Origin of the sequence: Nocardioides immobilis, assembly GCF_003515065.1 — a bacterium.
In the GTDB taxonomy this organism is placed as follows: Bacteria; Actinomycetota; Actinomycetes; order Propionibacteriales; family Nocardioidaceae; genus Nocardioides; species Nocardioides immobilis.
On record NZ_QXGH01000037.1, the window covers coordinates 1 to 21,175 of the forward strand.

A 21,175-nucleotide genomic window follows, 5' to 3' on the forward strand; every position below is an offset into this window, starting at 1 on the left:
GCCGCTGGCGCCCTGGCGGATCAGCTCGAAGTAGCGGCTCTTGGTGTCGGCCGGTGCCTTGTTCCATGCACGATGCGGCATTGCGATACCTCCCGGTCAGGATTCGCAACGCTCGTTAGAAGTCGCCACGTCTACAACCCGCTCCGCTTCCACGCCATGGCGACGGAGTGGGCCAGGATCGCTGTCGCCCACGGGCGGGCCGACGCCGACGTGCTCGCCTTCCTGGATCGGTTCGGCGGGTGACGGCGAACCCGGCTAAGGCAGGATGAGCCCATGGCCGGTGCGGCGAAGCGGGTCCTGCTCGAGGTGGTCGGCTGGGTGCTGCTGGTCGCCGGCATCGCGGCGCTGGTCCTGCCCGGGCCCGGGCTGCTGCTGATGTTCGCGGGCCTGGCGGTGCTGTCGCAGCAGTACGAGTGGGCGGAGCGGTGGGTCGAGCCGGTCCGCCTCCGGGCGCTGCGGGGCGCCGCCGAGAGCGTGGAGACCTGGCCGCGGATCGTGGCGTCCACGGTCTTCTCGCTCGGGCTGGCCGCCTGCGGCGTGCTGTGGATCGTCCAGCCGGACGTCCCGTCCTGGTGGCCGGTGTCGGACGGGTGGTGGTTGCCGGGCGGGGTCTGGACCGGCGTCACCCAGATCATCTCGGGCATCCTCGCCCTGGCGCTCATCGTCTACTCGTTCCGCCGTTTCTACGGGAAGCCGGATGCCGTCGCGATCCTCGAGGGCAAGATCGACGACGCCGACGAGGACGTCCGGGAGCACCGGCACCACCACGGGGAGGACGCGAGCGGGGGGTGACCCGTCGTGTCGGGCGTCAGGGCTAACCTCGGCGCGCAATGACCCTCCACCTCCACCGCGCGCCGCGCACCGACCAGCTCGCCGACCGGCTCGGCGAGCTGCTGGCGACCCCGCTGGCGGACCCGTTCGCGACCGAGGTGGTCGTGGTGCCGGCGAAGGGGGTCGAGCGCTGGCTGTCCCAGCGGCTCTCGCACCGGCTCGGCCACGGGCCCGGGCGCGACGACGGCGTCTGTGCGGGAGTCGACTTCCGGAGCCCGCGCTCGCTGTTCGCGGTGGTCTCCGGCCGGCCCGACGACGACCCCTGGGCCGCCGATGCGCTGACCTGGCCGCTCCTCCAGGTCATCGACGGCGCCCTCGACGAGCCGTGGGCCGCCACGCTCGCCCGGCACCTCGGCCACGGCGTCGCCGGCGACGACGGCGAGGTGCGCAGGGGACGGCGCTTCGCCACCGCGCGGAGGCTGGCGGGCCTGTTCGCGTCGTACTCCTCGCAGCGGCCCGCGCTCATCGCCGACTGGGCCGCCGGCCTCGACCGCGACGGCGCCGGCGAGCCGATCCCCGGCGACCTGACCTGGCAGCCCGAGCTGTGGCGCCGGCTCGCGGCGGTGGTCGACGGGCCCGATCCCGTGGGTCGTCAGGCCGAGGCGATCGCGCGGCTGCGCGCCGAGCCCGGGTCGGTGGACCTGCCGTCGCGGGTCAGCCTCTTCGGCCACACCCGGCTCGCGGCCAGTGATCTCGCCCTGCTCGACGCGCTGGCCGCCGACCGCGACGTCCACCTCTGGCTCCCGCACCCGTCGGCCGCGCTGTGGACGAGGCTCAGCGACCTGACCGGCGTGGTGCCGCGCGCTGCCGACCGCTCCCACCTCCAGGTCGGCCACCCGCTGCTCGCGACGCTCGGGCGCGACACCCGTGAGCTGCAGCGGACCCTGGGCACGGTGACGTACGTCGACGAGCCGGCGCCGCACCTCGAGGCCCCCGACGTTGGCGAGACGCTGCTCGGCTGGCTCCAGGCCGACGTCCGCGCCAACGCGCCGAGCCGGCCCGAGGCGCGCGCCCTCCGGCCGGACGACCGCTCGGTCCAGCTGCACGCGTGTCACGGACGGGCCCGGCAGGTCGAGGTCCTGCGCGAGGTCCTGCTCGGCCTGCTCGCCGACGACCCGTCGCTCGAACCCCGCGACGTGCTGGTGATGTGCCCCGACATCGAGAGCTACGCGCCGCTGCTGTCGGCGGCGTTCGGCCTCGCCGACGTGGTCGGACCCGACGGACATCCGGCCCACCGGCTCCGGGTGAGCCTGGCCGACCGGGCCCTCGACCAGACCAACCCGCTGCTGGCGGTGGTCGCCCGGCTGCTCGACCTCGCGGGCGGTCGCGCCGGGGTGGGAGCGGTGCTCGACTTCGCCCACGCGGACCCGGTCCGGCGCCGGTTCGGCTTCCGCGACGACGACCTCGACCTGCTGGCGACCTGGGTCCAGCAGGCGGGGGTGAAGTGGGGATTCGACGCCCCGCACCGCGCCGACTTCGGCCTGGCGGCGTACGACGACAACACCTGGCGGGCCGGCCTCGACCGGCTGCTCGCCGGCGTCGCCCTGTCCGACGACAGCGACCTGCTGCTCGGTGGCGTGCTGCCGCTCGACGACGTCGGCAGCGGCGACGTCGACCTGATCGGCCGGCTGGCGGAGCTCGTGTCCCGGCTGGCGGCGGTCACCGACCGGCTGGTCGGCACCCACCCGCTCGACCACTGGCTGGCGGCGATCGAGGACGGCGTCGGTGCCCTGACCTCGGTGCGCCCCGGCGACGCGTGGCAGCTCGGCCAGGTGCAGCGCGAGCTCGACGGGCTGCGCGCCGGGGCCGGTTCGACCGTGGAGCTGCGGCTGCCGGACGTGCGGGCGATGTTCTCCGACCGGCTCGCCGGCCGCCCGACCCGGGCCAACTTCCGCACCGGCGTGCTGACGGTGTCGACGCTGGTCCCGATGCGCTCGGTTCCGCACCGGGTGGTGTGCCTGCTCGGCCTCGACGACGGGATCTTCCCCCGGGTCGGGGTGACCGACGGTGACGACGTGCTCGCCCGACGACCGCTGACGGGGGAGCGCGACCCGCGCAGCGAGGACCGGCAGCTGCTGCTCGACGCGGTGCTGGCCGCGACCGACACCCTCGTCATCACCTACACCGGCGCCAACGAGTTCACCGGCCAGCCGCGGCCGCCGGCCGTGCCGGTGGGCGAGCTGCTCGACGCGCTCGACCTCACCGCGACCGCCGCCGCCGGGCCCGTCCGCGACCAGGTCACCGTGGCCCACCCGCTCCAGCCCTTCGACCGGCGCAACCTGGTGGCGGGCGAGCTGGTGCCGGGCCGGTCGTTCGCGTTCGACCGGTTCGCGCTGGCCGGCGCCCATGCCGTCGCCCGCGAACGACAGGAGCGGCCGCCGTTCCTCTCCGGGCCGCTGCCCCCGCCGGAGCCCGGCGACGTCGCCCTCGACGACCTCGTGGAGTTCTTCGGCGGCCCGGTCAAGGGCTTCCTCAAGCAGCGGCTGGGCATCGCGCTGCCGCGTGAGGACGAGCCGGTCGACGACCGCATCCCGATCACGCTCGACCCGCTGGAGGAGTGGGCCGTCGGCGACCGGATCCTCGGCGACCTGATCCGCGGCCACCACCCCGACACTGCGGTGGCACGCGAGCGGCGGCGCGGCGTCGTACCTCCGGGTGAGCTCGGCGACCGGATCGTGCAACGGGTCATCGGCCGCGTCGTACCGGTCGCCCGTGAGGCGCTCGCCCACACCGGGCCGGAGCCGCGGGCGGTCGACGTCGACGTCGATCTCGGCGGAGGGCGGCGCCTCCGCGGCACCGTGCCGGAGCTGTACGGCGACCTGCTGGTGCGGGTCAGCTACTCCCGGCTCGGCCCCAAGCACCGGCTCCACTCGTGGGTCAAGCTGCTCGCGCTCACCGCGAGCGACGAGGACAGGGCCTGGCGCAGCCTGGCGATCGGCCGCCCCGAGCGGGCGCGCACCGACGTCGAGGTGTCCCGGCTCGCGCCGCTCGACCACCGGGCGCTGGGCTGGCTGCGTGACCTGGTCGCGATCCGCGACGAGGGTCTGCTCGCGCCGCTCCCGCTGCCGCTCAAGACGTCGCTCAAGTACGCCCGCGCCCGCCGTACCCACACCGACGCCAGCGTCGCGATCGACCGGGTGGACTTCCAGTCGTGGCGCTACGACGGGAAGTTCGACGGCGAGCGCACCGACGCCGAGCACGTCCTGGTGTGGGGGGACAAGGCGCCGCTGCCGGGCACCGGCGAGCCCGGTGAGGACTCCGAGCCCACCCGGTTCGGCGCGCTCGCGATGCGGGTGTGGAGCCCGCTGCTCGAGAGCGAGGTGGGGAGCTGGTGACCGCCACCCACGCCGCCACCGACGCCGCCGAGCTGCCGACCTTCGACCTGGTCGGTCCGCTGCCGACCGGCACGACGCTGCTCGAGGCCAGCGCCGGCACCGGCAAGACGTTCACGGTCGGCGCGCTGGTCACCCGCTACGTCGCCGAGGGCGAGGCGACGCTCGACGAGATGCTCGTCATCACCTTCAGCCGGTCGGCCACCCAGGAGCTGCGGGCGCGGGTCCGGGAGCAGCTCACCAGCGCCGAGCGGGCCGTGTCCCGGCAGCTGGCCACCGGCGACGCCGATGCCCACAACGAGCTGCTGGTCCACCTGCTCGACGCCGACCCGGCCGAGCTGGCTCGGCGGCAGGAGCGGCTCCGCGATGCGCTCGCGGCCTTCGACAGCGCGACGATCGCGACCACCCACCAGTTCTGCCACGTCGTCCTCCGGTCGCTCGGCGTCGCCAGCGAGAGCGACACGTCCGCCACCCTCGTCGAGTCCCTCGACGAGCTGGTGCTCGAGGTGGTCGACGACCTCTACCTGGCCGACCACGGTCGCCGTACCTCCGCGCCCTTGATCGACCGCGCGACCGCCGCGGCGATCGGCCGCGAGGCGGTGACCCACCAGAACGTCGAGCTCGCTCCGGCCGACCTCGGGCACCCGGTGGCGGCGGCGCGCGCGGACTTCGCGCAGCGGGTCCGCGACGAGGTCGAGCGGCGCAAGCTCCGGCTCGGCATCCAGTCGTACGACGACCTGCTCGCCCGGCTCGCCAGGGCCCTCGAGGACGACGCCGCCCCGGCCCGGTCGCGGATGCGCAACCGGTGGCGGATCGTGCTGGTCGACGAGTTCCAAGACACCGACCCGGTGCAGTGGCAGGTGCTGGAGCGGGCCTTCCACGGTCACGGGACGTTGATCCTCATCGGCGACCCCAAGCAGGCGATCTACGGGTTCCGAGGCGGTGACGTCGACACCTACCTCAAGGCGGCCGCGCAGGCCGGCACCCGGGCGACGCTCGGCACCAACCGGCGTTCCGATGCGGCTCTGGTCGCGAAGTTCAACGCGACCCTCGGCAACGCCGGGCTCGGGTCGTCGGACATCGTGGTCCGCCCGGTCGAGTCGGCGCACGAGGCCTCCCGGCTGGCCGGAGCGCCCCACCCGGCGTCGTTCCGGGTCCGTCAGCTGACCCGGGACGACTTCAAGCTCAAGAACGGCCTGATCCCGTGGTGGAACGCCCGTCAGCGGATCGCCATCGACCTCGCCGGGGACGTCGTGGCGCTGCTCGACTCCGGTGCGACCTGGGACGGCGCGCAGGTCGAGGCCCATCACGTCGCGGTCCTGGTCGCCGATCGCTACCAGGGCGGGATGGTCGAGGCCGCCCTGCAGAGGCGCGGCGTCCCGGTCGTGCTCAACGGCGGCGGCGACGTGTTCCTCACGCCGGCGGCCGACGACTGGCTGGCGCTGCTCAAGGCGCTCGACGCCCCGCACCGGGCGCCGCTGGTGCGGTCGGCCGCGCTCACCTGCTTCTTCGGGCACGACGTGGCGTCGATCGTGGCGGGCGGCGACGCGCTCACCGGCGAGGTCGCCGACGAGCTGCGCGACGGCGCGATCCTGGTCCGCACCCGCGGCGTCGCGGCGCTGGTCGAGTCGCTCGAGGAGCGCGGCCTGAGCAGCCGGATCCTCGGCCAGGTCGGGGGCGAGCGGCTGCTGACCGACCTGCGCCACCTCGGCCAGCTGCTGCACCAGCAGGCCGTCAGCCAGCGGCTGGGCCTCACGGCGCTGCTCGAGTGGTTCCGCGACGAGCGGCTCCGGGTGGCCGCCGGTGAGCGCCCGCGGCGGCTCGACTCCGACGCCCGGGCGGTCCAGATCGTCACCATCCACGGCAGCAAGGGCCTGGAGTACCCGATCGTCTACCTGCCCTACGTCTACGCCGGCTACGAGCGGGACCTGCAGACGGCGCTCTTCCACGACCGCTCAGACCCCGCCCGGTTGCGCCGGCTGATCGACGTCGCCGGCAGCGGTCGGCAGTGGGCCGCCAGCGTCGACGCGCACCGGGCCGAGGATGCCGGCGAGGAGCTGCGCAAGCTCTACGTCGCGCTCACCCGCGCCCAGTCGCAGGTCGTCACCTGGTGGGCTCCCGACGAGGGCACCGAGAAGGGCGCCCTGCACCGGATGCTCTTCGGGCGCCGGCCCGGCACCCGCGACGTGCTGCGGGTCGCTCCCGTGCAGACCGACGAGCGGGCGCGGGAGATCCTGCAGACCATCGAGCGCGACTACGGCGGGCCGGCTGCCGAGCTGGCCACCACCAGTCGGGTGGAGCTGTCCGTGCCCGACCGCGACGACCAGCCACTGGCTGCGCGGGTCTTCGACCGGCACGTCGACACCGAGTGGCGGCGTACGTCGTACTCCGGGCTGATCCGGGTCGAGGAGCAGGCGATCGCCTCCAGTGAGCCGGAGCTGCCGGGCAAGGACGACGAGTCGGGGGAGGACGACGCCCCGCCGGTGGTCGAGCTCGTCGAGACCCCGGCACCGGTCGGCGGCGTCGACGAGGCTGCCGACCTGGCGTCGCCGATGGCGGACCTGCCGGCCGGCGCCGGCTTCGGCTCGCTCGTCCACGCGATCCTCGAGCACGCCGACCCCGACGCGTCCGACCTCCGCCTCGAGCTGCGGGCGCGGGCCGAGGAGCAGCTGCGGTGGTGGCCGGCGGAGGCCACGGCCGACGAGCTGGCCGACGCGCTGCTGCCCTTGCACGCGACCTCCCTCGGGCCGCTGGCCGACGGGCTGACGCTCGGACAGATCCCGCTGCGCGACCGGCTGCGCGAGCTCGACTTCGAGATCCCCCTCGCGGGGGGCGACCTGGCGCGGGACCGACGGGCGGGTGACGCCGAGGTGCGGTTGCGCGACCTCGCCCCGGCGCTGCGGACCCATCTTCCTGCCGACGACCCGATGGTCGCCTACGCCGACCGGCTCGCGCAGCCGCCGCTGGCCGACCAGACGCTGCGCGGCTACCTCTCCGGCAGCATCGACGCCGTCCTCCGGCTGCCCACCTCGACAGGCTCGGCGCAAGACGGACGGTTCCTCGTGGTCGACTACAAGACCAATCGGCTGGGCGAGATCGGCCGGCCGATGACCGCCGCCGACTATGCGCCCGTGCGGCTCGCGGAGGCGATGCTGCACTCGCACTACCCGCTGCAGGCGCTGCTCTACTCGGTGGTGGTGCATCGCTACCTGCGGTGGCGGCTCCCCGGCTACGACCCCGCCACCCACCTCGGTGGTGTGCTCTACCTCTACGTCCGCGGCATGTGCGGCCCCGACACCCCGGAGGTCGACGGGGTGCCGTGCGGGGTGTTCAGCTGGCAGCCGCCCGCGGCGCTGGTGCTGGCGCTGTCCGACCTGCTGGACGGGGAGGTGCGATGACCGAGCTGTTCGAGGTCGAGGACCGCCACGACCACCGGATCGCGGTCGGCGCGACCGGCCTGCTCGCGACGTTCAACCAGGGTGGCCTGCTGAGCGCAGCTGACGTGCACGCCGCATCGCGGATCTGCGCGCTGTCGGGCGAGAGCGACCCGGAGGTCGCGCTCGCGGTGGCGGTCACCGTCCGCGCTGCCCGCCACGGCTCGGTGTGTGTCGACCTAGCCGGGCTGGCCGGGCTGGCGGGCGCCGAGGACCTGCCCTGGCCCGAGACCGCCGACTGGGAGGACCGCATCGCGGCGAGCCCGCTGATGACCGCCGGAGTGCTGCGCCGCGAGGGCGGGCTGCTCTACCTCGACCGGTTCTGGCGCGAGGAGGGGCAGGTGCGCGACGACCTGCTGGCCCGGATCGGCGCACCGGCGCCGCCCGTCGACGAGGCCGCGCTGGCGGCGACGGTCGACCGGCTCTTCCCGGAGGGGTACGACGAGCAGCGCGCGGCCGCGCTCGCCGCCGCCCGCCAGTGGACCACCGTGCTCACCGGCGGGCCCGGCACCGGCAAGACCACCACCGTGGCGGGCCTGCTCGCGCTGCTCACCCAGCAGGCCGACCGACCGCTCCGGATCGCGCTCACCGCGCCGACCGGCAAGGCGTCCGCGCGTCTGCAGCAGGCGGTCGAGGAGGCGCAGGCCGAGGACCGCTTCAGCGACGCCGACCGCGCCCGGCTGTCCGGGCTCGCCGCGTCCACGTTGCACCGGCTGCTGGGCTGGTCGCCGGGCTCGCGCAACCGGTTCCGCCACCACCGCCGCAACAAGCTGCCGCACGACGTCGTCGTGGTCGACGAGACCTCGATGGTGTCGCTCACGATGATGGCGCGGCTGCTCGAGGCGGTGCGTCCCGACGCCCGGCTGGTGCTCGTGGGCGACGCCGATCAGCTAGCCAGCGTCGAGGCCGGTGCCGTGCTCGCCGACCTGGTGCAGGGGCTCGCCGGCCGGGCGCCGAGCGCCGTGACCGGGCTGCGCACGACCCACCGCTTCGGCGAGAGCATCGGCGCGCTGGCCGAGTCACTGCGTCAGGGCGACGCCGACCGGGCTCTCGACCTGCTGACCGGCGGCGACGAGCGGATCAGCCTCGTCGACCCCGCCGAGCACGCCGAGGTGCTCCGCGCCCGGCTGCTCGAGCACGCGCTCGCCGTACGCTCCGCGGCGCTGGCGGGTGACGCCGACGGCGCCCTCGCCGCCATGGACGCGCACCGCCTGCTCTGCGCGCACCGCGACGGCCCCTACGGCGTCGCGCACTGGAACCGGCTCACCGAGCGGCTCCTGTCCGACAGTGTTCTCGGGGACCAGTCGGTCTGGCAGGAGTGGTACGCCGGGCGCCCGCTCCTCGTCACCGCCAACGACTACGGGCTCGGCCTCTTCAACGGCGACACCGGCGTGGTCGTGCGCGAGGGCGACCGGCTGCGCGGCGTGATCGCCGGGGCGGGCACCCACCAGCGGCTGGCGACCGCCCGGCTCGGCGCGGTCGACACGCTGCACGCGATGACGATCCACAAGAGCCAGGGCAGCCAGGTGGGCGAGGTGACCCTGCTGCTCCCGCCGGAGGACTCGCCGCTGCTCACCCGCGAGCTCTTCTACACCGCCGTCACCCGCGCCAAGGAGCGGGTGCACGTGGTCGGCACCCCGGAGTCGGTGATCGCTGCGGTCGAGCGCCGCGCGCAACGCGCGACCGGTCTCGCCCAGCGCCTGACCAGCGACTGAGACGCCGCACCGGCCCGGAAACGACCGCGCAACCTGGGGCGGCTAGCCTCGCAGTCATGCCGTTCCTCCTGCGCGTTGAGCTGCCCGACGTCCCTGGGTCGTTGGGCAGGGTCGCGACCGCGATCGGTATGGCGGGCGGCGACATCGAGGCGATCGAGATCGTCGAGAAGCGTGCCGACGGCACCGCGCTCGACGATGTGCTGCTCGAGGCCGTCGATGGCACCATGCCCGACTCGATCGTGTCGGCGTGCAACACCATCGACGGCGTGCGCGTCCTCTGGATCAGCCGGTACCCGGCGGGCGGCAACCTGACCCTCGACCTCGAGGCGGTCGAGGAGCTGACTGCTGCGCCGGAGAAGGCGCTCGACCAGCTGATCGAGCTGCTGCCCCGAACCTTCCGGACCGACTGGGCGGCCAGGGTCCACCGCGCGAAGGGCGTCGTGCACGGCACCAGTGCGGCGCCGGCCGAGTTCGAGTTCGTCGACATCGAGGGGCCGAGCCGGCTCGAGGCGGAGTCCGACGGCGACTCCACCCTCTACGCCGCGGCCCGGCTCGACGGCAACCAGATCGTCGTGATCGGGCGCTGGGGCGGGCCGGAGTTCGTCGACTCCGAGATCGCCCGGCTCGGGCACCTCGCCGCGCTCGCGGTCACCATCGCCGGCGCCTGAAGGCGGCGGGGAGACCCCGGTCGACCGGCCAGGGAATGCCCGCCCGGCATCGGGCATTGCCACAGGCATGACTGATCTCATCGAAGGCGAGTACGAGCCCAGCCCGACCCAGTGGGTGCGGGACCAGGTCGCGACGTACGAGGCGACCGGCGGCCGTGAGGCCAACGTCCTCCGCGACAACCCGGACTGGCCGATCGTCGTCATCACGTCGCGCGGCGCCAAGTCGGGCAAGCTCCGCAAGAACCCGGTGATGCGGGTCGAGAAGGACGGGAAGTACGTCGCCATCGCGTCCAAGGGCGGCGCGCCGGACAACCCGACCTGGTACGCCAACTTCCTGGCCGACCCCGTCGTCCAGCTCCAGGACGGGCCGGAGCCCGCGCTCTACCGTGCGCGCCTGGTCGAGGGCGACGAGCGGCAGGAGTGGTGGGACCTCGCGGTCGCCACCTGGCCGACCTACGCGTCGTACCAGGAGAAGACGGACCGCCAGATCCCGGTGTTCGTGCTGGAGCCCCTCGCCTGAACTGAGTTGGGCGGGTGAGAGCGACCTCCAGATCACTCTCACCCACCCAACTCGATAGCCTCGCCGCCATGAGTGCGATCGAGGGTGTGTCGGAGACGTTCGACCCGGAGGCGTGGGACGAGGTGCCCGGCTTCGAGGACCTGACCGACCTCACCTACCACCGGGCCAAGGCGCACGGCACGGTGCGGATCGCGTTCGACCGGCCGGACGTGCTCAACGCGTTCCGGCCGCACACGGTCGACGAGCTGCTCCGCACCCTGGAGCACGCGCGCACGTCGGCCGACGTCGGCTGCGTGATCCTCACCGGCAACGGGCCCTCGCCGAAGAACGGCAAGCGCAGCTTCTGCACCGGCGGAGACCAGCGGATCCGGGGCAAGGCGGGCTACCAGTACGAGGCGGTCGACGCCGGCAGCGGCGACACCGGCGCCGAGGAGCCGAGCCCGATCGACAAGGCCAAGCTCGCGCGGCTGCACATCCTCGAGTGCCAGCGGCTGATCCGGTTCATGCCGAAGGTCGTCCTGTGCGTCGTCCCCGGCTGGACGGCCGGCGGCGGCCACTCGCTGCACGTGGTCGCCGACCTGACCCTCGCGAGCGCCGAGCACGCGCGCTTCAAGCAGACCGATGCCGACGTCGGCTCGTTCGACGGCGGCTACGGATCGGCGTACCTCGCCCGCCAGGTCGGCCAGAAGTACGCCCGCGAGATCTTCTTCCTCGCCGAGGAGTACGACGCCGCCGACGGCATGCGGATGGGCACGGTCAACCGCGCGGTCCCGCACGCCGACCTCGAGGCCACCGCGCTCGAGTGGGGCCGGATCATCAACGGCAAGAGCCCCACCGCGATGCGGATGCTCAAGTACGCGTTCAACCTCCCCGACGACGGCCTCGTGGGCCAGCAGCTCTTCGCCGGCGAGACCACCCGCCTCGCCTACATGACCGACGAGGCGCAGGAGGGTCGCGACCAGTTCCTCGAGAAGCGCGAGCCGGACTGGTCGCCCTACCCCTGGTACTACTGAATCAACCTGTTTCCGCAGGTCAGAGGCCTGCTGGGCCCCCATGCGTGGCAGATGCGTGGCAAGAATCGCGATCGACGCGTGGCTGCAGGCGCATCGGAGCTTCGCTCGGCACCGTCGTCGGCAGCCCGTAGACTGCTGTCATGACGTTGAGCCCATCGGAGTTCTACGAGGCGGGGCTCGCCCTGCCTCCTTCGGTGCGCAAGGACGTCGCCCTACGGCTCCTGGAGTCGATCGAGGTCGCCGATCAGGAGTCGGTCGACGAAGCGTGGACCGACGAGATTTCCACGCGAGTGGACGACATCCTCAGCGGCAAGGTCGAGACCATCCCGGGTGAGCAGGTCTTCGCTGAGCTGGCAGCTCGGCGGGCTGCTCGACAGGCCGCGCGCAACGCATGACACTCGGCTTCGACTTCCATCCGGAAGCCAGAGCCGAGCTGGTGGCCGACGTTGACTGGCACGACGACCGCGAGGTCGGCGTCGGCCTGCGGTTCGAGGTCGCCGTGCGGGCCGCGATCGGCGCGGCGGTCGATGCGCCGGAGTCGTGGGCGGTCTGGCCCGGGTGGGATCGTCAGCCGGTCGTGCGCTCCAAGGGTGTCAGTGACTTCCCCTACCGCGTCGTCTACTTCGTCCAGGGTGACGTGCTGATGATCGTGGCAGTGGCTCATGCAAAGCGTCGACCGGGCTATTGGCGCGACCGGGTGACCTCGACCTGAGCTGGCAGACGCGCGGCTAGCACGGCGGCTGCCATCTCGGCGGCTGCTGCGCGGGTCTTGTCCTCGGCCGTCGGCCAGAGATGGGCGTAGGTGCTCAGCGTCGTTGTCGCCGACGCGTGGCCCATCGCGCGTTGCACGGTGACCACGTCGCACCCTGAGGCGATCAAGCCGCTCGCGAAGTAGTGCCGAAGGTCGTGCAGCTTGGCCGTGAGCCCGGCGTCGGTGCGGGTCGAGCGCCAGCGGTAGTCGACGAGATTGTCGTGCCAGGGCTTACCTCCCTCGTCGAACAGCCACCGGGACGGCTCGCCGTCCGGCGTGTGCTGGCGAACGTGCTCGGACAGGACCGCGACGAGCTCGTCGGGCAGGTAGATGGTGCGCTCGGACTCGTACTTCGGCGGGCGGACGACAACGGCGATGTCACCTGCGGCTTTGACGAGGTTCTTCCCGGCCTCGACGTCGGCTGGCTTGGCGCGCTGCAGCTGACGGGTGACGCGGAGCGTCCGGCCCAGGAAGTCGATGTCGCCGACCTGCACCCCAAGCGCTTCGCCGCGGCGCAGGCCGGCGAACGCGCACAGGGCGACGTACGCCGTGAACCCCGGCCGCGACATCGGCCGGTCGGGTGGTTCGGCCGCGTCGAGGAGCGTGGCCACGTCGGAGTTGGTGGGGATGCTCATCGCCGCCTCGGCCTTGCGCTTGCGAGGCAGTACGACGCCGACCGTCGGGTCGCTGGCGATCAGTCGGTCCGCGACAGCGGCGCGGAAGACGCCGCGCACGATCGTGAAACGGGTGTCGATCGTCGTTGGCGCGAGCCTCGCCGCCATGTTCTTGACCCACGTCTCGATGTGAGAACGCCGGATCGACCGCAGCTGCATGTCGCCGAACACCACCCCCGCTGTGGCCAGGTCGGCGTTCTCCCGGGTGGACGACAGCCAGACCTGGCGTGGCGCCCAGTCGGCGTAGAAGGCCGCGAAGGTCACCTTCCCGGCGGCGGGGTCGATCCAGTCGCCGCGGACGACCTTCGACTCTTCGGTGGCGACCCATCGTTTGGCGTCGACCTGCCTCTTGAACGACTTGGTGTGCTGCTTCCCGGCTTCGTCGCGGTACGACCCGCGCCAGGATTGGCGTTCCTTCCATACCCAGCCCATGGCTGTCACCCCTTCCGAGATGTCTTCATCATGCGCCCGCGCGCCGACAGGCTCGTCGATCTCAGCGGTGCTGCGGTCGGTTGGTCTGTTCGGTGAGCCAGAGGATGAGGTCGGTGCGCCAGTAGCGGACGTGGCGGCCGACCTTGAAGCTGCGGGGTCCGCAGCCGAGGTGGCGCCAGTAGCGCAGGGTGCCTTCGGGGACCCGGAGGAAGGCGCAGGCCTCGTGGAGGGTGAGCATTTCGTCACCGGGGTTGCGGCGCGGGCTCGGGTTCGCGGGTTGTGCGGTCATCGGGTGACTCCTATCGGTGGTTGCGAGAGGTGTGGTGCGGAAGCGGGAAGTCCCTGCCTCGGGAGGCAGGTGCGCAAGGCTTGCCAGGGACGTGACGGAATATCGCTGACTGGCGATAATCGGGATGTGGAGCGACCGACGATCATCGAGCTGGCACGGCGCGGGGCTGGTTTGACGCAGGCCGAGTTGGCGCGCCGCGCGGGGACGACGCAGTCGGCGGTGTCGATGTACGAGCGGCGTCGGAAGGTCCCGATGCTCGATGTCGCGGAAAGGCTGATGCAGGCCGCCGGTGCTGACTTGGGGATGGTGACGACGGTGGTGTGGGAGGTCGACTTCCGGCCGGGGTTGAAGACGTTCTGGTATCCGAACCGGCTGTGGCGGGTCGAGGTGCCGGGGTGCTTCGACACCGTGCGGATGCCGGACCTGGTCGGCCACAGCGAGCAGGACGAGTGGGATCTGCGGGACCGGACGGATCGTCGGCGCCTGTATGAGAACCTGCTGACCGAGGGCGACCAGCACATGATCATGCGCTGGGTCGACGGCGCCCTGTTGGTGGATGCCTGGTCCGAGCTCGTGCTGCCGGAGAAGATCCGCGCGGCCTGGGAGCCCGCAGTCGCGGCGGCATCGACCGGCCGGAGCCATGGCGTGTTCGACGCTTGAGAACGCGCGGTCCACGGTCAGTACCGGATCGTGGCGACCGGCACCCGCAGCTGGGCGGCGGAGTTCTCGATGCGGGCCCTCTCATCGTCGCCGCGGTTGCAGTCGTGGCTGTTGTTGTCGTCGTCGTGATTTGGTGCGGTGCTCATCTGCTTCTCCTTGCTGGTTGTGGGTGAACCTTTAAGCCCGACTGCGGTGCCGAAGGGACAGTGCCTGTTGTTGACCTAAGGGCGTGAGGGGGCTCACCTGGCGATTACCGGCGCCCACAAAGCTGCGCCGGGTGTGCGGTTGTCCATGACTTGAAAGGCAACGGCGTGCGGACCGGATCGGACATCGTTTGAGGGCGCTGGTCGGTGAGGGGAGTTTCAGCGGCCGATGCCCCACCCGCGGTCGGGCGTGCTCCGGGTCGGAGGAGGCGGTTCGATCCACCGTCTCTCCTGCCGGTTCTGCCGACGCTGCCGTGCCTCACGTGCAGCCGTTTCGTGTCGAGCCACGCGGTCGGCCGCCCACCGCCGCCGTTCGACGACGAGTTCTCCGTCCGGGAGCGTCCGAACGCTCGGCTCGCTCTCGAGGGCGTTGAGGCGGGTGGAGACGGTGCGCAGCTCACGTTCAACGCCTGCCAGTTCGTCGGCGACGGCGGCGAGCCGACCGGCGGCATCGCGGGCAAATCCTGCGCGCCCGTATGGGCGCAGCGCTGCGTACCTCGCCTCATCGAGCTGGTTTCGCGCCCGCTCGGCCCGCTCGTACGCCGCGGAGGCGTCGCGCTCGGCCAGACGGATCTGGTCCGCGTCCGAGTGGGCGTCGGAAACCTGACGGGCGACGTAGGCGTTGATCGGGTCTTCGACGTGGCGGCCGTGCAGCCACCTGACCTGCTCTGCGAGCTCTGCAGGGTCGGTGGGCAGGTCGGGCACGGCGGGGCGCCAGCGTTGGGCGAAGGCGGTCAGGTCGGCCTGGGCGTCGCGGACCTGCCGGCGGCGTTGGCCGAGTCGCCCGGGTCCGTCGCGGACGATCTCGGCGGCGTCCCGCGCCTGTGCGAGGTCCTGGCGCCACGTGGCCCAGACCCGCGTCTGGAGGTCCTCGATCTCGGCCTTTTGGGCGGCGTCGAGGTCGTCGACGTGTTGGCGGGCCTGGAGCCAGCTGCGTCTCGCGTCGACCTCGACGCCCTTCAGGCGGTCTCGGTCGGGTGTGTAGCGGGCATGGATCGCGACCACCTGCTGCAGGGCGTCGCGTTCGCCGGCCAGCCGCTGGTGGTGGTCGTGGAGGTCGGCCTGCTGGGTCCAGGCGGTCCATAGGTTGCCGAGCACTTGGTTGAGGGGTCGGGTGGGTTGCTGGGTTCCGTAGCGCTCGATGTCCTCGGCGGCCTGCGCGGCTGCGACGGTGGGGCCGAGGTCGGCGCGGTCGCGGGCGAAGGCCTGCTCCCATTGGCGGCGGGCGTCGGTCTCGTTCTCGGCGACGAGGTGGGCGATGTTGTTGTGCCGGCCGCGGGTCATCGCGACGTAGGCGGAGGCTGCTGAGGTGTGCTCACCCAACGCGAGGTGTCCGGTTTGGGTGGTTTCGCCTTGGGCGCCGTAGACGGTGGTGGCGTAGGCGAGCTCGGTGTGCTTGCGGGCGTAGGTGGCGGGGAGGGTGCGCAGGTCGGTGGCCTTTCGGCCTCTGAGGGCGAGGCTGCCGTCGGGGCCGATGGCGGTGATGGTCCAGGTGTCGCGGTTGGTCACGCCGAGGTCGCGGTCGTTGCGGCGGGTCGCGATCCGGTCCCCGACGCCGAGCCGTTCGCCGGCGTCGGTGGCGACCGCGTGGGTGTCGTCGACTCGGCCGGCGGCGACGAGCCGGTCGCGGATCGCGCCGTTGAGAGCGGCAGCCTGTTCGCGGGTGTCGGCCAGCATCAACATCTGGCGCGCGCGCCGATCTCTGCTCACGATGCCGTCGGCGGCAAGCTGGGCGAGCGCCTGGGTGCGTTCGGTCTCGCTGGGGTAGATCCGGACCTGGTCGCGGCGCCACAGCGCTGCCCACACCTGCCGGGTCGGCTCACCAACCGGCTCACCAACCGGCTCACTGTCTGCTTGGCATGGGGCTGGCGGTGGGAGGGTGTAGGTGGAGGACCCGGTGCGCAGGGCGAGGCTGATCGCGGCGTACTCGGGGTCGGCGAACCGGTGGGCGATGTCGAGGTCGACGTGTGCTTGGTGTGGGACCCAGCGGGCGCCGAGGTCGAGGACGCCGCCGCGGCCGACGGCGGGGAGTTGATGCCGGTCACCGACGAGGGCGAGGCGGGCGCCCATCTCGTCGGCGAGGGTGAGGAGCGCGCGGGCGGTGTCTTGGTCGAGCATCCCGGCTTCGTCGACCAGCAGCAGGTCACCTTGACCCAGTACTGCCTCGGACGCTGGCTCAGCGGGGACGCGGGTCCACCGGCCGTCGGTGTCCCACCGGTAGCCGTGTTGGTGGACCAGCCAGGCGACCGAGCCCGCGGTGCCGACCTCGCGGGCTGCGACCTGGGCTGCTTTCCGGGTCGGGGTGACCACGAGCATCCGACGGCCCTGCTCACCGAGCAGGGTCTGGGTGGCGGCGAGGGTGGTGGTCTTCCCCGCCCCGGCCGCGCCCTCGATGACCACCAGCTCCGCGGTCCCGGACAGAACCCCGACTGCGGTGCGTTGGGGCTCATCCAGTCCGGTCCCCGCGGCGGGCGACAGCACCGTCGGCGTCACGGCGACGCTGGCGCGGTCGGCGAGCCGGGCCACGATGTCGGCCTCGACATCCAGCACGTGGCGTGAGGACAGCGACCGGATGTGCTCGGGCACACCCGGGTGGCGCAGCAGCGGCACGCACGCCTCGATGGCGCGGGCGGTGATGTCCTCGGCCAGCTCGATGCGCACACCTGGGTCGAGGACGAGCCCGGCTCCGGCGATCGCTTTCTCGGCGTGGCCGCGGATGTCGGCGGCGTTCCACGCCGACCGCCGGGCACCGAGCCGGACCAGGATGGTCTCCACGGCCGCGTCGCGGTCGAACTCACCCATCCGCGGTGCCTCGACGATGATCGGCAGCCCGGGCTGCGGCGCGGGGTCCTGGTAGCCGAGGTCGGTCAGCTGCTGGTTCCAGGCCGCCACCAGTTCGGCGCCGTCTTTGGGTGCGACCTTGTCGGGGCGTGCGTCCTTCCATGCCCGTCGGTCCCAGGACCGACGGATCGCCGGGCCGGGCTCCTGACCAGGGTTCGCCCTGCGCCATTCGGCCTCGTAGCGGTCGATGTTCCGGCCGATCTGCGCGGCCCGCTCACTGAACGCCCCGACGTAGGGCGCCAGCTCGGCGACCTCCCCAGACGCGGGGTCGAGGGTGAACCCGGCGCCGGCCAGTGCGGCGCGGAAGTCGGGGTCGCACATGACCGCGGCGTGGCCGATGCCGTTGAGGGCCTCGATGTAGTCCCGGAACCCGACCGTGTGCAGTCCCCGCCACTGTCCGACGGCGAACACCCGCGCGTTGACCTGGAGGTGCAGATGGCGGTGCGGATCACCGGCGCGAGAGGTGTAGTGCCGCACCGTCACCGCCTCCAGGTTCTCGACCGGCACCTGCACCTGACGGTCGCGCGGCCCGGCCCGGGTGGTGGCGTGCTCGGCCACCCAGCCGATGACCTGCTCCGCGGCCCGGTCCTGCGCGGCGTCGTAGGCGGCCGAGACCTCCGGGTTCAGTGCCGCGGCCAGGGACCAGGTCTTCGGCCCGTTGACCGTGATCTCCACGAACCGCACCGGATTGCCGTTCTCGCGGCGCCGATCCCGCGCCTGACCGGACACCGGATCGAAGCCGGCAACCCACTGCTCATACCCTTCGCCGTCCAGCACCCCCAGATCGATCACACCCTCGCCGTCGGGCATGGCGCCGAACCGTCGGGCGATACCGGTGCCCTCGGCTAGGTAGTAGTCATCGACCCGGGACCGGTCGGCCTCGACGTACGCGCGCGCAGCGGCGGGTGATCGGTTGTAGATCTTGACGCCACCATGCATGACCAATCACGTCCAACATGTCGCCCGAAAATGACTCGTGGGCCACCCGAGTCGGGCGGCCCATCTACGAACCTTCGTAGCATGCGTGCCGACGGTTTGAAGGGTGTGTGAACGGGGTGTCAGGGGTGGCTGGGACGAAAGTTGAGCAGTCAGTAGTAGTCAACGGTGTCCAGTGATTCGGGAAGGGCAGGCGGCGCTGGGGAGGCTCGGGGAGTGAGACGGAGTAGGACCTTCGATATTTCGATACGCCCCAGCCGCCGCTGGGCGCTGGCTCCTCTTGCTGCCCTGCGCGCAGTGCGACCCGCGCCAGCGGCTCCCGGTATGTCCTGCCAGTCCCCGCGAGCCGACACAGCAGCGGGAGCCGTAGAGGTTCGCGTTCGAACACCTACTGGCCGGCAGATGTGACCTATGGCGGTCAGCGACACCACAGCGGTCGAAGCACCCGGTCAGCGCCCGCCAGGCGGGTGCACCTCGGTCAACGCCGGGCCGCCGGGGACTAGGGCCAGGCCTGCGTTCTGTGCGTCCTCGAGTGGGTCGTGGGTCGGCTGGTCGCGGACGTCGGGCATGAAGGCGGCGGCCGCCGCGGCCAACGTCATCGCCGCAGCGAGAACCGCGAAGCCGACGACGTAACCGCTCTCGGCGGGAGCGCCGGTCGGACCCAAGCGTGCCGTGACCACGCCCGCCATCACCGCCGAGCCGACCGAGCCGCCGATGGTCCGGATGTTCGCGTTCATCCCGCTTGCCACACCGGTCTGGTCCGACGGTACGGCCGCGATCACCGCGCCCGCGAGACTGGAAAAGACCAGGCCGGTACCGATGCCCTGGAAGGTGGTCGCCACGAACAGCTGCCAGGTTGCGTCGTGCCAGACGGCGATCGAGGCGAAGGCGGCGGCGCTGGCCAGCGTCCCGGACATGATGACGACGCGGGTGCCGAGCCGCTTCACCAGCCTCGCCGTCAGGAATCCCATCAGGAAGCTGGCCACGGCAGAGGGCAGCAGCAGGTGACCCGATTCGGTCAGCGTGGCATCGAAGCCGTAGCCGGCCTCGGCCGGAGTCTGCAGGAACTGCGGCAGGAAGCCGAAGGAGGCGTAGACACCGAAGCCCACGAAGCCGGCAACCGCGTTGGCGGTCCACACGCCCCGGCGGCGCATCATCCTCATGTCGATCAGCGGGACCGGCACCCGGGTCTCGACGACGATCCACGCCGCGGCGAGGATCGCGGCGCCGACGAGCAGCGCCACTACGCGGCTGGACTCCCATCCCCATCGATTCCCCTGGCTGACCCCGATGAGCAGGACGAGCAGCCAAGCCGAGAGCAGCAACGCCGGCACGAGCGGAATGCGCCCTGGCGTGCGCACCGGTGACTCGGGCACGAGGGTCGCCGCCGCGAGAGCGGTGAGAGCGGTGGTGACCATCGGGATCCAGAAGAGCCAGTGGTAGCTCAGCAGCTCCACGATCGGTCCCGCGGCCACGATCCCGATCCCGAACCCGACGGCAGCCAGGGAGGCGACCACACTCAGCCCGTTGTTGACCTTGTCGTGCGGGAACTCGTCTCGGATGATGCCGAACGACAGGGGGATGACGCCGCCACCGACCCCTTGGACCGTGCGAGCGACGATCAACCACCCGATGCTCTCGGAGAGAGCCGCCATGAGCGAGCCCACCGAGAGCGCCGCCAGCGTGAGGACCAGCATCCGCTTCTTGCCGACGACGTCCCCGAGCCGGCCCAACAGCGGGGTGGACACGGACGCGGAGAGCAGGTACGCCGTGAGCACCCAGGTCACCGTGGTCTGGTTGGTGTCGAGCTCCCGCTCCAGCTGTCCCAGGACGGGCACCACGAGCGACTGCAGGAGCGCGAACGACCCGACGGCGACCATCAGCACCGCGAACGTGATTTGGTGACGCCCTCGGGTGATCAGCACGGAACGGCTCGGATCAGGCCGTCGGCCGGGTCGAACCGTTTGCATCCACGCGCTCGCCGGCTGCGGGCCGGGACCGGAGGTCCCGGATGTCGGCGAGATGCGCCGCGTGGCTGTGGGAGCCCCCGTCGACGTTGATGATCTGTCCCGTGATGAAGCCGGCGTCGGGCGAGCAGAGGAACGTCACCATCGCCGCGATGTCGGCGGGAGTGCCCAACCTCGGGGTGAGGTGGTGGCGGAGCATCATCTCGCCGAGGGGCCCGGCGTAGTTGTCGGCCGACGCCGGCGTGACGACGAGACCGGGGGCGACGGCATTGCACCGGACCCCCGCCTTGCCGTACTGCGCCGCCGTGTTGAGGGTGAGCGCGTTGATCGCGGCCTTCGACACGGCGTACGCCGTGTGGCCGAGGTCGCCCGCAAGGCTGGCGCCACTTGACGTATTCACGATGCTGCCTCCACCGCCGGCAATCAGGTGCGGCAGTGCGAACTTGGTCGCCAGCATCGTGCCCTTCAGGTTGATGCGCATCGTCTCGTCCCAGACGTCGGGGTCCATGTCGCCGACGTCGAGGTCGCGCGTGGCAGCCAGGTGGGTGGCAGCTGCGTTGTTGTGCAGGATGTCCAGCCGGCCGAACCGGTCGACGGTCTGCTGGACCATCGCTTCCACCGACTCCGCGTCCCCGAGATCGACTCGCACGCCGTGGGCCAGCCCGCCGCGTTCGGCGGTCTCGTCCGCGACCTTCACCGCTCCGTCCGCGGAGAGGTCGGCAACAACGACGGATGCTCCTTCGGTCCCGAGGGCGATGGCGCACGCGCGCCCGATGCCCGATGCCGACCCGGTCACTATCGCGACCATTCCTTGCAGGCGACCAGCCATGGTTCCTCCCTGAGCGAGCTTCGGAATCCGATGTTACAGTACAATCATCTAGATCATTCGGCTGTCCCTGACCCACGAAT

The 21,175-nt window shown here is 72.0% G+C and carries 16 protein-coding genes; 10 read left to right on the forward strand and 6 right to left on the reverse strand.

The annotated features are described in order from the left end of the window. The first annotated feature begins 273 nt into the window (after nt 1-273). The 9 genes from D0Z08_RS26560 to D0Z08_RS26600 all read left to right on the forward strand — a co-directional run bounded on the left by D0Z08_RS26560 (nt 274) and on the right by D0Z08_RS26600 (nt 12,225). The gene (locus tag D0Z08_RS26560; protein ID WP_118928314.1) at nt 274-792 is read left to right on the forward strand and encodes a PGPGW domain-containing protein; all 519 of its coding nucleotides are present in this window, start codon (nt 274-276) and stop codon (nt 790-792) included. 38 nt (nt 793-830) lie between these two features. Further along, complete coding sequence (recC, locus tag D0Z08_RS26565) at nt 831-4,166, forward strand: exodeoxyribonuclease V subunit gamma (RefSeq protein WP_118928315.1); 3,336 nt, start codon at nt 831-833, stop codon at nt 4,164-4,166. Then, the gene (locus tag D0Z08_RS26570) at nt 4,163-7,561 is read left to right on the forward strand and encodes a UvrD-helicase domain-containing protein (RefSeq protein WP_245994533.1); all 3,399 of its coding nucleotides are present in this window, start codon (nt 4,163-4,165) and stop codon (nt 7,559-7,561) included. The genes recC and D0Z08_RS26570 overlap by 4 nt, the downstream gene beginning before the upstream one ends. Further along, on the forward strand, nt 7,558-9,312 hold the full coding sequence (recD, locus tag D0Z08_RS26575) for an exodeoxyribonuclease V subunit alpha (RefSeq protein ID WP_118928316.1): 1,755 nt from the start codon (nt 7,558-7,560) through the stop codon (nt 9,310-9,312). The genes D0Z08_RS26570 and recD overlap by 4 nt, the downstream gene beginning before the upstream one ends. A gap of 56 nt (nt 9,313-9,368) precedes the next feature. Beyond that, on the forward strand, nt 9,369-9,980 hold the full coding sequence (locus D0Z08_RS26580) for an ACT domain-containing protein (protein ID WP_118928317.1): 612 nt from the start codon (nt 9,369-9,371) through the stop codon (nt 9,978-9,980). Nucleotides 9,981-10,047: 67 nt separating this feature from the next. Continuing rightward, nucleotides 10,048-10,500, forward strand: coding sequence for a nitroreductase family deazaflavin-dependent oxidoreductase (locus tag D0Z08_RS26585; RefSeq protein ID WP_118928318.1), 453 nt, complete (start codon nt 10,048-10,050; stop codon nt 10,498-10,500). Nucleotides 10,501-10,568: 68 nt separating this feature from the next. After that, nucleotides 10,569-11,513 (forward strand): 1,4-dihydroxy-2-naphthoyl-CoA synthase, encoded by a 945-nt coding sequence (locus tag D0Z08_RS26590; RefSeq protein ID WP_118928319.1) that lies wholly within the window; start codon nt 10,569-10,571, stop codon nt 11,511-11,513. Between the two features lie 140 nt (nt 11,514-11,653). After that, entirely contained in the window at nt 11,654-11,908 is a 255-nt protein-coding gene (locus tag D0Z08_RS26595) for an addiction module protein (RefSeq protein ID WP_118928320.1), read from the forward strand. Beyond that, the gene (locus tag D0Z08_RS26600) at nt 11,905-12,225 is read left to right on the forward strand and encodes a type II toxin-antitoxin system RelE/ParE family toxin (protein WP_118928321.1); all 321 of its coding nucleotides are present in this window, start codon (nt 11,905-11,907) and stop codon (nt 12,223-12,225) included. Before D0Z08_RS26595 ends, D0Z08_RS26600 begins: the two co-directional genes overlap by 4 nt. Here the strand turns inward: D0Z08_RS26600 and D0Z08_RS26605 are convergent. Further along, nucleotides 12,195-13,370: a tyrosine-type recombinase/integrase gene (locus D0Z08_RS26605; RefSeq protein WP_118928322.1), complete on the reverse strand. Its 1,176-nt coding sequence runs from the start codon at nt 13,368-13,370 to the stop codon at nt 12,195-12,197. The genes D0Z08_RS26600 and D0Z08_RS26605 overlap by 31 nt on opposite strands. Nucleotides 13,371-13,431: 61 nt before the next feature. Next, nucleotides 13,432-13,659 (reverse strand): helix-turn-helix transcriptional regulator, encoded by a 228-nt coding sequence (locus D0Z08_RS26610; protein WP_118928323.1) that lies wholly within the window; start codon nt 13,657-13,659, stop codon nt 13,432-13,434. A gap of 126 nt (nt 13,660-13,785) precedes the next feature. On the opposite strand from D0Z08_RS26610, the gene D0Z08_RS26615 reads away from it, so the two are divergent. After that, nucleotides 13,786-14,319, forward strand: a complete 534-nt coding sequence (locus tag D0Z08_RS26615) for a helix-turn-helix domain-containing protein (protein WP_220454364.1) — start codon at nt 13,786-13,788, stop codon at nt 14,317-14,319. A 17-nt stretch (nt 14,320-14,336) separates the two neighbouring features. Here D0Z08_RS26615 and D0Z08_RS33510 read toward each other — a convergent pair whose 3' ends face one another. The 4 genes from D0Z08_RS33510 to D0Z08_RS26630 all read right to left on the reverse strand — a co-directional run bounded on the left by D0Z08_RS33510 (nt 14,337) and on the right by D0Z08_RS26630 (nt 21,095). Further along, on the reverse strand, nt 14,337-14,465 hold the full coding sequence (locus tag D0Z08_RS33510; protein WP_281271778.1) for a hypothetical protein: 129 nt from the start codon (nt 14,463-14,465) through the stop codon (nt 14,337-14,339). 216 nt (nt 14,466-14,681) lie between these two features. After that, entirely contained in the window at nt 14,682-18,302 is a 3,621-nt protein-coding gene (gene mobF, locus D0Z08_RS26620; protein ID WP_118928324.1) for a MobF family relaxase, read from the reverse strand. A gap of 446 nt (nt 18,303-18,748) precedes the next feature. Then, nucleotides 18,749-20,224, reverse strand: a complete 1,476-nt coding sequence (locus tag D0Z08_RS26625) for an MFS transporter (protein ID WP_245994535.1) — start codon at nt 20,222-20,224, stop codon at nt 18,749-18,751. Between the two features lie 13 nt (nt 20,225-20,237). Then, complete coding sequence (locus D0Z08_RS26630) at nt 20,238-21,095, reverse strand: SDR family NAD(P)-dependent oxidoreductase (RefSeq protein WP_118928326.1); 858 nt, start codon at nt 21,093-21,095, stop codon at nt 20,238-20,240. Nucleotides 21,096-21,175: the final 80 nt, after the last annotated feature.

What these genes read in the sequence shown, in the direction of transcription:
- D0Z08_RS26560 (WP_118928314.1), top strand. Translation starts at nt 274, where the DNA reads ATGGCCGGTGCGGCGAAGCGGGTCCTGCTCGAGGTGGTCGGCTGGGTG.
- D0Z08_RS26580 (WP_118928317.1), top strand. Translation starts at nt 9,369, where the DNA reads ATGCCGTTCCTCCTGCGCGTTGAGCTGCCCGACGTCCCTGGGTCGTTG.
- D0Z08_RS33510 (WP_281271778.1), bottom strand. Translation starts at nt 14,465, where the DNA reads ATGAGCACCGCACCAAATCACGACGACGACAACAACAGCCACGACTGC.
- mobF (WP_118928324.1), bottom strand. Translation starts at nt 18,302, where the DNA reads ATGCATGGTGGCGTCAAGATCTACAACCGATCACCCGCCGCTGCGCGC.
- D0Z08_RS26605 (WP_118928322.1), bottom strand. Translation starts at nt 13,370, where the DNA reads ATGGGCTGGGTATGGAAGGAACGCCAATCCTGGCGCGGGTCGTACCGC.
- D0Z08_RS26600 (WP_118928321.1), top strand. Translation starts at nt 11,905, where the DNA reads ATGACACTCGGCTTCGACTTCCATCCGGAAGCCAGAGCCGAGCTGGTG.
- D0Z08_RS26585 (WP_118928318.1), top strand. Translation starts at nt 10,048, where the DNA reads ATGACTGATCTCATCGAAGGCGAGTACGAGCCCAGCCCGACCCAGTGG.
- recD (WP_118928316.1), top strand. Translation starts at nt 7,558, where the DNA reads ATGACCGAGCTGTTCGAGGTCGAGGACCGCCACGACCACCGGATCGCG.
- D0Z08_RS26590 (WP_118928319.1), top strand. Translation starts at nt 10,569, where the DNA reads ATGAGTGCGATCGAGGGTGTGTCGGAGACGTTCGACCCGGAGGCGTGG.
- D0Z08_RS26595 (WP_118928320.1), top strand. Translation starts at nt 11,654, where the DNA reads ATGACGTTGAGCCCATCGGAGTTCTACGAGGCGGGGCTCGCCCTGCCT.
- D0Z08_RS26630 (WP_118928326.1), bottom strand. Translation starts at nt 21,095, where the DNA reads ATGGCTGGTCGCCTGCAAGGAATGGTCGCGATAGTGACCGGGTCGGCA.
- D0Z08_RS26610 (WP_118928323.1), bottom strand. Translation starts at nt 13,659, where the DNA reads ATGACCGCACAACCCGCGAACCCGAGCCCGCGCCGCAACCCCGGTGAC.
- recC (WP_118928315.1), top strand. Translation starts at nt 831, where the DNA reads ATGACCCTCCACCTCCACCGCGCGCCGCGCACCGACCAGCTCGCCGAC.